The sequence below is a fragment of the Pantoea sp. SGAir0430 genome (assembly GCF_043549295.1).
Window position 1 is genome coordinate 1,772,176 of sequence record NZ_CP039427.1, and the last position, 13,026, is coordinate 1,785,201.

The following is a 13,026-nucleotide window of genomic DNA, read 5'->3' on the forward strand; positions in this document are numbered from 1 at the left end:
GTTACTGCATTATTCTGGTTTGAAACGCATCGGTGCGTTCTTAAACACTTCATATACTGCCTGCGAAGGCGGCTTCGGAATGCGTGCCTGCTTCGCTGCGGTAATCGCCGCCTGACATAGCGCCGGATCGCCGCCTTCAGCTTTCACGTCAATCAGCAAACCATCCGGTGCCAGTTTAATCCGCAAATCACAGCTTTTGCCGCGATACAGATCGGCATCGTAGAAGCGGCTCTGAATCGCACTGGTGATCTGACCCAGATACGCATTCACCTCAGCACCTGAGGCACCGGCCTTCTTCTGATTGCCCTGACCTGCCGCCGCACCACCACCGGAAGCGGCACCGCTTTTCGGCGCATTCTTACCGGAAGAGAGACCGCCTAACAGATCATCCACATCGCTCTCGTTCTTCGCCGCTTCGGCAGCCGCTTTCTTCTTCGCATCGGCGGCCGCTTTAGCTTTCGCCGCCGCATCCGCTTTGGCTTTGGCTGCTGCCTCAGCTTTCGCTTTGGCTTCGGCGGCCGCTTTCTCTTTCGCGGCTTCCGCAGCTTTATCTTTGGCTTCCTGTGCAGCTTTGGCTTTCGCATCTGCCGCGGCCTGAGCTTTGGCTTCTGCCTCCGCTTTGGCTTTCGCTTCAGCTGCGGCTTTCGCCTGCTGCGCGGCTTTCTCTTTCGCCGCTTCGGCTGCGGCGGCTTTAGCCTGCTCTTCCGCTTTCTTCTTCGCGTCGGCTGCGGCCTGCTTCGCCTGCTCTTCCGCTTTGGCTTTCGCGTCCGCTGCGGCCTTCGCCTGAGCATCGGCCTGCGCTTTGGCATCGGCTTTGGCTTTCGCTGCGGCCGCTTCTGCAGCTTTCTGCTGCTCCTGCGCCTGCTTCGCTGCTGCTTCAGCCGCCTTCTGCTGCTCTGCCTGCTGCTTCGCCTGCTCTTTGGCTTCCTGCTGCGCCTGCAGACGCTCTTTTTCCAGCTCTTTCAGCCGCTGCTGTTCAGCGGCCTGTTTCTGCTGCAACTCTTCCGCCTGCTGCTGTGCCTGCTTCTGGCGCTGCTGCTCGGCGCGCTGACTATCACTCTGCTGATTCTGCTGACGGTTATACTGCTCAACCACCGCGCCAGGATCGACCATCACCGCGTCGATATCACTGCCGCCACCGCCGCCGCTGGCTTCGATATGTTCGTTAAACGAGCTCCAAATCAGCAGGGCGATCAGCACGATGTGCAGAATCACCGAAATGATTATCGCGCGTTTTAACTTCTCGTTCTGCTCGGTTGCCTTCGACACTCTCGGTTCCCAAAAACGGTTCGCGTTAAATCGGCTGCGTCATCAAACCGACGGATTTCACGCCAGCCTGATGCAACAGGTTCAGCGCCTTGATGATTTCGTCGTAAGGCACATCTTTCGCCCCACCAATCAGGAAGACCGTCTTCGGATTGGCTTCAATACGGCGCTGCGCTTCGCTCACCACCTGCTCCGGCGGCAGCTGCGTCATACGATCGTGATCCACCACCAGGCTGTACTGCCCTACCCCGGCCACTTCCACGATCACCGGCGGATTATCGTCACTGGAAACGGTTTTCGAATCGGTTGCGTCCGGCAGGTCCACTTCCACGCTCTGCGTAATAATCGGCGCGGTTGCCATAAAGATGAGCAGCAACACCAGCAGCACGTCCAGCAGCGGAACAATGTTGATTTCCGACTTAAGGTCGCGACGCCCGCGACCACGGGTTCTGGCCATCGTTAACCTCGACTTACTTGCTGTTGTCGGTAGAGAAAGCCTGACGATGCAGGATGGCCGTGAACTCTTCCATAAAGTTGTCGTAGCCCTGCTCCAGCTTGTTCACGCGCTGGTTCAGACGGTTATACGCCATGACGGCAGGAATAGCCGCGAACAGACCGATTGCGGTGGCGATCAGCGCTTCGGCGATACCGGGCGCAACCATTTGCAGCGTGGCCTGTTTCACCGCACCCAGTGCGATAAAGGCATGCATGATCCCCCACACCGTACCAAACAGACCGATATACGGGCTGATGGAACCGACGGTGCCAAGGAATGGGATATGATTTTCCAGCGCTTCCAGTTCACGGTTCATCGAGATGCGCATGGCGCGACCGGCCCCTTCGACCACCGCTTCCGGCGCATGGCTGTTAGCGCGGTGCAGGCGGGCAAACTCTTTGAAGCCAGAATAGAAAATCTGTTCAGACCCGCTCAGCTCGTCACGGCGCGCCTGGCTCTCCTGATAGAGACGCGACAGCTCGATACCGGACCAGAACTTGTCCTCGAACGCCTCGGCCTCACGCCCCGCCGCGTTAAGAATGCGGGTGCGCTGAATGATGATTGCCCAGGAGGCAATAGAAAAGCCGATCAAAATCAACATGATAAGTTTGACCAGAAGGCTTGCCTTCAGGAACAAATCAAGAACGTTCATGTCAGTCACTGCTTGAACTCCGCGACAATAGACTTGGGAAGCGCAATCGGCTTCATTAGATGTGGGTTGATGCAGGCAATCAGGACGTCTGCTTCATTGAGCACTTTGCCTTCAGCATTCACGATACGCTGCGAGAACGTCATGGTTGCGCGCGTCATTGCTGTCACTTCGCTCTGGATCTCCAGAAGGTCGTCGAGACGTGCCGCGGCAATAAAGTCCACCGTCATGCGCCGTACCACAAAAGCCACCTGCTCTTCCAACAGGGCCTGTTGATTGAAATGGTGCTGGCGCAACATCTCGGTACGTGCTCGTTCATAAAAAGCAAGATAGCTGGCGTGGTAAACCACACCACCGGCGTCAGTGTCTTCGTAATAGACCCGAACCGGCCAGCGAAACAGCGTTGTACTCACTCTACATCCCGGTCTCATTTTAAACGTTGCTACTATACGCAAGTGAGATCGGCTTGGGAATGGTCCGCCAGAGCCAGGAGAAAATAATTATCAGACGTTAACAACTGGAAGGATTTTTGGGAGATTTCCTGACCAACCGCTGACAAAAACTCACGTCAGCAGCGGTAAAACAGCCCTTGCGGGCTGAGACAGAACTTAATGGTAGAACCAGTAAATTCCCAGCGCCAGCACGATCAGCGCCGGCAGCGGGGCAAACAGCGCCTGCCAGCGGGCACGCTGTGGCCGGAAACCGGTGCCGTGAATCACGCCGCTGCACACCGCCCAGATTAACAATAATCCGTGCCAGATGGCGAGCTCACTGGTGCGTGCGGCAAAGCGCGCCGGCTGCCAGATGACGCATCCGGCCAGCCACAGCGCCAGAATCAGTGAAAGGGCCCGCAGCGGGCCCTTATCCATCAAACGATACAGCGTCTGTATCAGGCTGCGCATCAGAGCTTGTCGTCCTGCGCGCCGCCCTCTTCCACATGCTCGATCGCCAGTGCCGTGACCACGCCAAACGCACAGGCCAGCAAGGTGCCAAGAATCCAGGCAAAATACCACATGCTTAATCTCCTCAATCAGTACAGGGAGTGCGTATTGCGCTCAATGTGTTCTTTGGTGATGCGGCCATACATCTTGTAGTAACACCAGCTGGTGTAAGCCAGAATAATCGGCACAAAGATGATGGCGGCCACGGTCATGATCTGCAGCGTCAGCAGGCTGGAGGTCGCGTCCCACATGGTCAGACTGGTGCCTGGCACGGTACTGGATGGCATGATGAACGGGAACAGCGCAATGCCCGCCGTCATAATGACGCACGCCAGCGTCAGCGAAGAGAAGATAAACGCCCATGCGCCCTTCTCCATGCGCGAACACAGGATCGTCAGCAGCGGCAGCAGCGCGCCGAGCAGCGGGAACAGCCACAGCACCGGCATCTGTTCAAAATTGACCAGCCAGGCCCCGGCTTCACGCACCACGTCTTTACCCAGCGGGTTAGACGCCGCGTGGTGATCGATTGCGCTTTTCAGCACATAGCCATCAATGCCGTACTTCACCCACACGCCGGCCAGTACAAAGCCTACCAGCATCACCAGCGCGCTGATTTGCGCCGCGGTGCGGGAACGCAGGTGCAGTTCGCCGCTGGTGCGCATCTGCAGGTAAGTCGCGCCCTGGGCCAGAATCATCGCGACGCTGATCACCCCAGCCAGCAGGCCAAACGGATTAAGCAGCTGGAAGAAATTACCGGTGTAGAACAGGCGCAGGTACTCATCAGCATGGAACGGCACGCCCTGCAGCAGGTTACCGAACGCCACGCCAATCACCAGCGGCGGCACAAAACTGCCAATGAAGATGCCCCAGTCCCAGGCACCGCGCCAGCGCATATCTTCAATCTTCGACCGGTAATCAAAGCCGACCGGACGGAAGAACAGCGAGGCCAGCACCAGAATCATCGCCACGTAAAAACCGGAGAACGCGGCGGCATAGACCATTGGCCAGGCGGCGAACAGCGCCCCGCCGGCAGTGATCAGCCAGACCTGGTTACCGTCCCAGTGCGGCGCGATGCTGTTAATCATGATGCGACGCTCGGTATCGGTGCGACCGAGGATGCGGGTCAGCATTCCCACGCCCATATCGAAGCCGTCGGTGACGGCAAAACCGATCAGCAGAATGCCAATCAGCAGCCACCAGACAAAACGCAACACTTCATAGTCAAACATGGTCGCTCTCCTTATCCGCGCGCCGGTTGAGTCACAGCCTGCACTGTTTCATGGTGATAGCGGCCGGTTTTCAGGCTGCTTGGACCAAGGCGGGCAAATTTGAACATCAGATACATCTCCGCCACCAGGAACACGGTATACAGGCCGCAGATCAGGATCATCGAGAACAGCAGATCGCCGACGGTCAGCGACGAGTTGGCCACGGCGGTTGGCAGCACCTCACCAATCGCCCACGGCTGACGGCCATATTCAGCGACAAACCAGCCAGCTTCGACGGCAATCCACGGCAGTGGAATACCGTACAGCGCCGCTTTCAGCAGCCAGCGATTCTTACCGATGCGGTTACGAATCACGCTCCAGAACGACAGCGCAATGATGCCCAGCAACAGCACGCCACACAGCACCATGATGCGGAAGGCGAAATAGAGCGGCGCCACGCGCGGAATCGAATCCTGCGTTGCCTGCTGGATTTGCGCTTCCGTAGCGTTCGCCACGTCCGGGGTATAACGCTTGAGCAGCAGACCGTAGCCAAGATCCTGTTTATGCGTCTCAAACTCACTGCGCACCGCCGGATCTTTACTGCCGGCACGCAACTCGTTCAGCAGCGCATAGGCTTTCATACCGTTGCGGATGCGCACTTCATGCTGCGCCAGCAGATCTTTCAGGCCGGTGACCGGCGTATCGACGGAACGCGTAGCAATCAAACCGAGCAGATACGGGATCTGGATGGCGTACTTGTTCTCCTGCGTCGCCTGATCCGGCACGCCAAACAGCGTAAAGGCCGCCGGCGCCGGCTGGGTTTCCCATTCGGCTTCGATGGCGGCCAGCTTGGTTTTCTGCACGTCGCCCATTTCATAGCCGGATTCGTCACCCAGCACGATGACCGACAGCACAGCAGCCATACCGAAGCTGGCAGCGATCGCAAAGGAGCGTTTGGCAAACGCGATGTCGCGCCCTTTCAGCAGATACCAGGCGCTGATGCCCAGAATGAACATCGCACCGGTGGTGTAACCCGCGGCCACGGTATGCACAAATTTCACCTGCGCCACCGGGTTCAGCACCAGCTCGGAGAAGCTCACCATCTCCATACGCATGGTTTCGAAATTGAATTCGGAGGCGATCGGGTTCTGCATCCAGCCGTTCGCCACCAGGATCCACAGCGCGGACATGTTCGAGCCGAGTGCCACCAGCCAGGTCACCGCCAGGTGCTGCACTTTACCGAGGCGATCCCAGCCGAAGAAGAACAGGCCGACAAAGGTGGATTCAAGGAAGAACGCCATCAGGCCTTCGATGGCCAGCGGCGCACCGAAGATATCGCCGACGTAGTGGGAGTAATAAGACCAGTTGGTACCGAACTGAAATTCCATGGTCAGGCCGGTGGCCACACCCAGCGCAAAGTTGATACCAAACAACTTGCCCCAGAATTTGGTCATATCTTTATAAATCTGTTTTCCCGACAGGACATAGACCGTTTCCATGATCGCCAGTAAAAACGCCATACCGAGCGTTAAGGGCACGAACAGGAAATGGTACATCGCCGTCAGGGCAAACTGTAAACGCGACAGCTCGACAATATCTAACATGATGACTCCTTGCTCCTCGCATGAACTCATCCTGCGAATAACAACCACAAACAGCGGGCAGTGCGATGCAGAATAAGGTCAGGAACGACTGATTATTGATTCCAGTTTTGTTACCGACAGCACAATGCGTACTGCGGCCCGAAGTGAGCGAGTAACAGTGGTGAAAATTCCCCGAAAAACCGATCGCTTCAGCCTGTTTCGAGCAGGAGTAAGATGAGGAGGCGACAGAATTGATATGACAACGCCTGGCACAAACTCCTGAAAAATGATGAAAAAGACTGAATTGATGCAGCGCAATTTATACCGGTTGGGTTGCTTTTAGCCAGCGGTAAAGTTTGCTATATATCGCCTTTTATTGATCTGGATTAAGACAATAATTTTCCAGATATGTAGTGTTAGAGTTGTTGTTAATTAGTTGTCATAAATCGATAGCGCAATTAAGAAAACAATTACCTTTCCCGTAATTATTTAACCTCTTTGCCAGCCAGACGCCTGGACGCTGACGGGAAAAAGCACGCCTCTTTGCCCTTCTTTACTCAACGACAAAGTAAGCATAGCCGCAGAAAATGTTGCCGTTACGTTTTTACTGCAAATGTGCGAGGACGGCTAATGGCCGCGCATTACAGCCATAAAAAAAGCCACCCGCAGGTGGCTTTGTTCTTTCAGCAGCAAAATCTTATTTCGCTGGCAGTACCGCTTTCACCGCGTCGCCGATATCGGCCAGGCTGCGAACGGTTTTCACACCGGCCGCTTCCAGCGCAGCAAATTTCTCATCGGCGGTGCCTTTACCACCGGCAATGATGGCGCCGGCGTGGCCCATACGCTTGCCCTTCGGCGCCGTTACGCCGGCGATGTAGCCGACGACAGGCTTGGTCACGTGCTCTTTGATGAACGCCGCGGCCTCTTCTTCAGCGCTGCCGCCGATCTCACCGATCATCACGATCGCTTCGGTCTGCGGATCGTCCTGGAACATTTTCAGGATGTCGATGAAGTTGGAGCCTGGGATCGGGTCACCGCCGATGCCCACACAGGTGGACTGGCCGTAGCCGATGTCGGTGGTCTGCTTAACCGCTTCATAGGTCAGCGTACCGGAACGTGACACGATACCGACGCGGCCTGGCTGGTGAATGTGGCCCGGCATGATACCGATCTTACATTCGCCTGGGGTGATCACACCCGGGCAGTTCGGGCCGATCATGCGCACGCCTGCTTCGTCCAGCTTCACTTTTACCGTCAGCATATCCAGCGTCGGGATACCTTCGGTGATGGTGATGATCAGTTTGATGCCCGCGTCGATCGCTTCCAGGATACCGTCTTTGCAGAACGGTGCCGGCACGTAGATCACGGTAGCGGTGGCACCCGTGGCTTCTACTGCTTCACGCACGGTGTTAAACACCGGCAGACCGAGATGGGTGGTGCCGCCTTTACCTGGCGTCACACCGCCAACCAGCTGCGTACCATAGGCCAGCGCCTGCTCAGAGTGGAACGTTCCCTGGCCACCGGTGAAACCCTGGCAAATGACTTTGGTGTTTTTGTCGATCAGAATGGACATTATTTACCCTCCGCAGCAGCGACAACACGCTGTGCTGCGTCTGTCAGGCTGGTTGCTGCAATGATGTTAAGACCGCTGTCCGCCAGTTTCTTCGCGCCCAGCTCGGCGTTGTTACCTTCCAGACGTACCACAACCGGTACGTTGACACCCACTTCAGCCACAGCACCGATGATGCCGTCTGCGATCAGGTCGCAGCGCACGATGCCGCCGAAGATGTTAACGAATACCGCTTTCACAGCATCGTCAGACAGGATGATTTTGAAGGCTTCGGTAACGCGCTCTTTGGTTGCGCCGCCGCCAACATCAAGGAAGTTTGCAGGCTGACCACCGTGGTGTTTCACGATGTCCATGGTGCCCATCGCCAGACCAGCGCCGTTGACCATACAGCCAATGTTGCCTTCCAGCGCTACGTAGTTCAGTTCCCACTGCGTCGCGTGGGCTTCACGGGGATCTTCCTGGCTTGGGTCGCGCATTTCACGCAGCTCTGGCTGACGGAACAGGGCATTGCCATCGGCACCCAGTTTGCCATCCAGACAGATCAGGTCGCCCTGTTTGGTGATCACCAGCGGGTTGATCTCAACCATCGCCAGGTCGCGCTCCAGGAACATGGTCGCCAGACCCATGAAGATTTTGGTGAACTGGCTGACTTGCTTACCGGTCAGGCCCAGTTTGAATGCCAGCTCGCGGCCCTGGTATGGCTGCGGGCCGGTCAGCGGATCCAGCGCCATTTTGTGGATCAGGTGCGGCGTTTCTTCCGCTACTTTCTCGATTTCCACGCCGCCTTCGGTTGACGCCATGAAGATCACGCGACGGGTAGCACGGTCAACCACCGCACCCAGATACAGCTCCTGGTCGATGTCGGTCGCCGCTTCAACCAGGATCTGGTTTACCGGCTGGCCATTGGCGTCAGTCTGGTAGGTCACCAGACGTTTGCCCAGCCAGTTTTCAGCGAAAGCACGAATGTCTTCTTTACTGTTAACCACCTTCACACCGCCCGCTTTACCGCGGCCACCGGCATGAACCTGACATTTCACCACCCACGGACCCGCGCCAATTTTCGAGGCGGCTTCTTCGGCTTCACGTGGCGTGGTGCAGGCGTAGCCAGTCGGTGCTGGCATACCATACCGTGCAAACAGCTGCTTCGCCTGGTATTCGTGTAAGTTCATGATGTTCTATCCATTCAGATCTAAACAGGGTTAATTCGGGCGCGCCTCGTGCCAGCGCGCCCGGCGAAAATCAGACATCCAGCAGCAGACGCGCCGGATCTTCCAGCAGCTCTTTCACCGCGACCAGATAGCCGACAGATTCACGACCATCGATCAGACGGTGATCGTAGGAGAGCGCCAGATACATCATTGGCAGCACCACCACCTGACCATTCACCGCCATCGGGCGATCTTTAATGGCGTGCATCCCCAGAATCGCGCTCTGCGGCGGGTTGATGATCGGCGTAGACATCAGCGAACCGAACACACCACCGTTGGTGATGGTGAAGTTACCGCCGGTCAGTTCTTCCACCGTCAGCTTGCCGTCACGGCCTTTCACCGCCAGCTCTTTAATTTTCTTCTCGATATCGGCCATGCTCAGCGCATCAACATCTTTCAGCACTGGCGTCACCAAACCACGCGGCGTTGAGACCGCGATGCTGACATCGAAATAGTTGTGGTACACAACATCGTCGCCGTCGATCGACGCGTTGACTTCCGGGAAGCGTTTCAGCGCTTCGACCACCGCTTTGATGTAGAAGGACATAAAGCCCAGACGCACGCCGTGACGTTTCTCGAAGGCATCGCCGTACTGCTTGCGCAGATCCATGATCGGCTTCATGTTGACTTCATTGAAGGTGGTCAGCATTGCGGTGCTGTTTTTCGCTTCCAGCAGACGCTCGGCCACGCGCTTGCGCAGACGGGTCATTGGCACGCGCTTCTCGCTGCGGTTGGCGACCGCCTGCGGAGCCGCATCGGCTGCCGGTGCCGCTTTCGCGCCGTCGGCTTTCTTCGCCAGATGTTTTTCCACATCTTCGCGCGTCAGACGGCCGCCAACACCGGTGCCTTTAATCTGGCTGGCGTCGAGGTTGTTTTCCGCAATCAGGCGGCGCACGGCCGGGCTGAGCGCGTCATTGCTCTCTTCTTCCAGAGATGCAGTCTGACGCTGTGCAGGCGTAGACTCCTTGCTTTCCACTTTCGCCGTGGTCTCTTTCCCGCCGCTGTTACCTTCCTTCAGACGGCCCAGAATCTGGCGCGATGTTACGGTGGCGCCTTCGTCTTCCAGCACCGCTTCCAGCACACCGTCAGCGGCGGCAGGCACTTCCAGTACCACTTTGTCAGTTTCGATCTCGACCAGCACTTCGTCGCGGGTCACAGAGTCGCCGGGTTTTTTATGCCAGGTGGCTACCGTGGCGTCCGCTACGGATTCAGGCAAATCGGGAACGAGAATTTCTACGCTACTCATTTTCTTTCCTTTTAATTAACCAAGGTTCAGCGCGTCATTGACCAGGTCTTGCTGCTGTTGTTGATGAACGGACATATAGCCCACGGCCGGTGAAGCAGAAGCCGGACGGCCTGCGTAACGCAGTGACGCACCAAATGGAACCACTTCGCGGAAATGATGCTGACTGCAATACCATGCGCCCTGGTTCAGTGGCTCTTCCTGACACCAGACGAAATCCTGAACATGGGCGTAATTCTTCAGCGCTTCCTGCACCGCTTTGTGCGGGAACGGATAGAGCTGTTCGATACGCACGATGGCGACATCGGTCTGCTCGTTCTTACGACGCTGCTCCAGCAGATCGTAATAAACTTTACCGGAGCACAGCACTACGCGTTTCACCTGCTGCGGATCGAGGTCGTCGATCTCACCAATCGCCGGCTGGAAGCTGCCGTTGGCCAGCTCATCAAGGCTGGATACCGCCAGCGGATGACGCAGCAGCGACTTCGGCGACATCACGATCAGCGGACGGCGCATACCGCGCAGCGCCTGACGACGCAGCATGTGGTAGACCTGCGCTGGCGTTGATGGCACGCAGACCTGCATGTTCTGCTCAGCACACAGCTGCAGATAGCGCTCAAGGCGCGCGGAGGAGTGCTCCGGACCCTGCCCTTCGTAGCCGTGTGGCAGCAGCATCACCAGACCACACATGCGGCCCCATTTCTGCTCGCCGGAGCTGATGAACTGATCGATCACCACCTGAGCGCCGTTGGCAAAGTCACCGAACTGCGCTTCCCAGATGGTCAGCACGCGCGGCTCGGCGGTGGCGTAACCGTATTCGAACGCCAGAACCGCTTCTTCCGACAGCACCGAATCCCACACCTTGAACTGACCCTGACCGTTATGGATATGGTGCAGCGGGGTGTAAGTCGAACCGTTTTGCTGGTTGTGAATCACCGCGTGACGGTGGAAGAAGGTGCCGCGGCCGGAGTCTTCACCCGACAGGCGCACCGGAATGCCTTCGTCCACCAGCGTGGCGTAAGCAAGGTTTTCCGCGCCGCCCCAGTCGAACAGCTTGTTGCCTTCCGCCATCTCTTTGCGGTCGTTGTAAATCTTGGCAACGCGCGACTGCACTTCCACCGCTTCCGGAATGCTGCTGATGCGGCGCGCCAGCTCCTGCAGACGTTTCATGTCCACGGTTTCCGGGTAGCTCTCATCCCACTCGTGGTTGAGGTACGGAGACCAGGTGAACGAGTGCAGGCTCATTGGACGCCATTCCGGCACCACGCACTCGCCTTCATCCAGCGCATCGCGGTACAGGTTTACCAGCTCGGTGGCATCTTCCTGCGTGGCCACGCCTTCGCTTTCCAGCTGATCGGCGTAGATTTTGCGCGGCGTCGGATGCTTTTTGATTTTCTGATACATCAGCGGCTGGGTTGCGCTTGGCTCGTCGGCTTCGTTATGGCCGTGACGGCGGTAGCACACCAGGTCGATGAACACATCGCGTTTGAAGGTGTTGCGATAATCCAGCGCCAGACGGGTAACAAACGCTACCGCTTCCGGATCGTCCGCGTTGACGTGGAAGATCGGTGCCAGCACCATTTTGCCGATGTCGGTGCAGTAAGGGGTAGAACGCGCATCTTTCGGATTCGAGGTGGTGAAGCCCACCTGGTTGTTAATCACGATGCGTACGGTGCCGCCCACTTCGTAACCGCGAGCCTGCGACATGTTCAGGGTTTCCTGCACCACGCCCTGGCCAATAACCGCGGCGTCACCGTGAATGGTAATCGGCAGAACTTTGTTGCTGCCCGGCTCCGCCAGACGATCCAGACGCGCACGCACCGAGCCCATGACTACCGGGCTTACAATTTCCAGATGCGACGGGTTGAACGCCAGCGCCAGGTGTACCAGGCCGCCTTCGGTTTCCACGTCTGACGAGAAGCCCATGTGGTACTTCACGTCACCGGTACCGAGGTGCTCTTTGTGCTTGCCGGAGAACTCGTCGAACAGATCCTGCGGTTTTTTACCCAGCACGTTGATCAGTACGTTGAGACGGCCGCGGTGCGCCATACCCAGCACCACTTCACGCGTGCCGCTCTTGCCGGCGTGGCGAATCATTTCGCGCAGCATCGGTACCAGCGCATCACCGCCTTCCAGCGAGAAGCGTTTGGCACCCGGGAATTTCGCGCCGAGGTATTTTTCCAGGCCCTCTGCCGCCGTCAGCTCTTTCAGGAAACCTTTTTTCTCGTCCGCGCTGAATGACGCATGGCCCACTACCGATTCCAGACGCTGCTGAATCCAGCGCTTCTCTTCGGTGTTGTTGATGTGCATGTACTCTGCACCAATCGAACCACAGTAGGTCTGCTGCAGTGCGGCATAAAGATCGGCCAGCTTCATGGTCTCTTTGCCAATGGCGAAAGAGCCTACGTTAAAGCTTTCCTGAAAATCGGCGTCGGTCAGATCGTGGAAGGCCGGATCGAGATCCGCCACGCGCTCCTGCTTCCACAGGCCGAGCGGATCGAGATTAGCGTGCTGATGGCCGCGGAAGCGGAACGCATTAATCAGCTGCAGCACTTTAACCTGTTTGGAATTAGCGGCCGGATCGGTGACTGTGGAGGTGTAGCGGGTGGCGTCTTTCGCCAGGCGGCGGAAGTATTCACGCGTCGTGGAGTGAAACTGCTCAGGTTTCACGCCAGTGCCCGGCAGCTGCTGGAACATCGAGCGCCACACTTCATCAACAGAGTCAGGATCGGTCAGGAAATCCTCATAGAGTTGCTCTATGTAGGACTGGTTCGCGCCGGCCAGCCAGGAGGAGTCCAGCCAGGGTTTCATCGCGCTGTTCTGCATTGTGATCCCTTAAGCATTAATCTGCTTTTTTGAGGT

Annotated in this window: 12 protein-coding genes; all 12 read right to left on the bottom strand. The window is 57.2% G+C overall.

Annotated elements, in window-relative coordinates; all coding sequences use genetic code 11:
* Positions 1–9: 9 nt before the first annotated feature.
* Positions 10–1,269 (bottom strand): cell envelope integrity protein TolA, encoded by a 1,260-nt coding sequence (gene tolA, locus E7738_RS08535; RefSeq protein ID WP_288444299.1) that lies wholly within the window; start codon positions 1,267–1,269, stop codon positions 10–12.
* 25 nt (positions 1,270–1,294) lie between these two features.
* Positions 1,295–1,723 (bottom strand): colicin uptake protein TolR, encoded by a 429-nt coding sequence (gene tolR, locus E7738_RS08540; RefSeq protein ID WP_021508530.1) that lies wholly within the window; start codon positions 1,721–1,723, stop codon positions 1,295–1,297.
* 13 nt (positions 1,724–1,736) lie between these two features.
* Positions 1,737–2,423, bottom strand: a complete 687-nt coding sequence (gene tolQ / locus E7738_RS08545) for a Tol-Pal system protein TolQ (protein WP_010616001.1) — start codon at positions 2,421–2,423, stop codon at positions 1,737–1,739.
* Entirely contained in the window at positions 2,420–2,842 is a 423-nt protein-coding gene (gene ybgC / locus E7738_RS08550; RefSeq protein WP_168714917.1) for a tol-pal system-associated acyl-CoA thioesterase, read from the bottom strand. Before ybgC ends, tolQ begins: the two co-directional genes overlap by 4 nt.
* Before the next feature lie 177 nt (positions 2,843–3,019).
* A complete protein-coding gene (gene ybgE, locus E7738_RS08555; protein WP_058775290.1) occupies positions 3,020–3,313 on the bottom strand; it encodes a cyd operon protein YbgE in 294 nt (97 codons plus the stop codon).
* On the bottom strand, positions 3,313–3,426 hold the full coding sequence (gene cydX / locus E7738_RS08560) for a cytochrome bd-I oxidase subunit CydX (RefSeq protein ID WP_010615998.1): 114 nt from the start codon (positions 3,424–3,426) through the stop codon (positions 3,313–3,315). The genes ybgE and cydX overlap by 1 nt, the downstream gene beginning before the upstream one ends.
* 15 nt (positions 3,427–3,441) lie before the next feature.
* Positions 3,442–4,581: a cytochrome d ubiquinol oxidase subunit II gene (gene cydB, locus E7738_RS08565; RefSeq protein WP_021508533.1), complete on the bottom strand. Its 1,140-nt coding sequence runs from the start codon at positions 4,579–4,581 to the stop codon at positions 3,442–3,444.
* 11 nt (positions 4,582–4,592) lie between these two features.
* Positions 4,593–6,164 (bottom strand): cytochrome ubiquinol oxidase subunit I, encoded by a 1,572-nt coding sequence (cydA, locus tag E7738_RS08570; protein ID WP_058757874.1) that lies wholly within the window; start codon positions 6,162–6,164, stop codon positions 4,593–4,595.
* 676 nt (positions 6,165–6,840) lie between these two features.
* Positions 6,841–7,716 carry a succinate--CoA ligase subunit alpha gene (gene sucD / locus E7738_RS08575; RefSeq protein ID WP_021508535.1) on the bottom strand — a complete coding sequence of 292 codons (876 nt, stop codon included), beginning with the start codon at positions 7,714–7,716 and terminating at the stop codon, positions 6,841–6,843.
* Positions 7,716–8,882: an ADP-forming succinate--CoA ligase subunit beta gene (sucC, locus tag E7738_RS08580; protein ID WP_006118458.1), complete on the bottom strand. Its 1,167-nt coding sequence runs from the start codon at positions 8,880–8,882 to the stop codon at positions 7,716–7,718. Before sucC ends, sucD begins: the two co-directional genes overlap by 1 nt.
* Positions 8,883–8,952: 70 nt before the next feature.
* Positions 8,953–10,167, bottom strand: coding sequence for a 2-oxoglutarate dehydrogenase complex dihydrolipoyllysine-residue succinyltransferase (gene odhB, locus E7738_RS08585; protein WP_021508536.1), 1,215 nt, complete (start codon positions 10,165–10,167; stop codon positions 8,953–8,955).
* A 15-nt stretch (positions 10,168–10,182) separates the two neighbouring features.
* Complete coding sequence (gene sucA, locus E7738_RS08590; RefSeq protein WP_021508537.1) at positions 10,183–12,990, bottom strand: 2-oxoglutarate dehydrogenase E1 component; 2,808 nt, start codon at positions 12,988–12,990, stop codon at positions 10,183–10,185.
* Positions 12,991–13,026: the final 36 nt, after the last annotated feature.

Excerpts from the sequence above, each read along its gene's own strand:
- sucD (WP_021508535.1), bottom strand. The coding sequence starts at position 7,716 with ATGTCCATTCTGATCGACAAAAACACCAAAGTCATTTGCCAGGGTTTC.
- cydB (WP_021508533.1), bottom strand. The coding sequence starts at position 4,581 with ATGTTTGACTATGAAGTGTTGCGTTTTGTCTGGTGGCTGCTGATTGGC.
- sucC (WP_006118458.1), bottom strand. The coding sequence starts at position 8,882 with ATGAACTTACACGAATACCAGGCGAAGCAGCTGTTTGCACGGTATGGT.
- tolR (WP_021508530.1), bottom strand. The coding sequence starts at position 1,723 with ATGGCCAGAACCCGTGGTCGCGGGCGTCGCGACCTTAAGTCGGAAATC.
- cydX (WP_010615998.1), bottom strand. The coding sequence starts at position 3,426 with ATGTGGTATTTTGCCTGGATTCTTGGCACCTTGCTGGCCTGTGCGTTT.
- sucA (WP_021508537.1), bottom strand. The coding sequence starts at position 12,990 with ATGCAGAACAGCGCGATGAAACCCTGGCTGGACTCCTCCTGGCTGGCC.
- cydA (WP_058757874.1), bottom strand. The coding sequence starts at position 6,164 with ATGTTAGATATTGTCGAGCTGTCGCGTTTACAGTTTGCCCTGACGGCG.
- ybgE (WP_058775290.1), bottom strand. The coding sequence starts at position 3,313 with ATGCGCAGCCTGATACAGACGCTGTATCGTTTGATGGATAAGGGCCCG.
- odhB (WP_021508536.1), bottom strand. The coding sequence starts at position 10,167 with ATGAGTAGCGTAGAAATTCTCGTTCCCGATTTGCCTGAATCCGTAGCG.
- ybgC (WP_168714917.1), bottom strand. The coding sequence starts at position 2,842 with ATGAGACCGGGATGTAGAGTGAGTACAACGCTGTTTCGCTGGCCGGTT.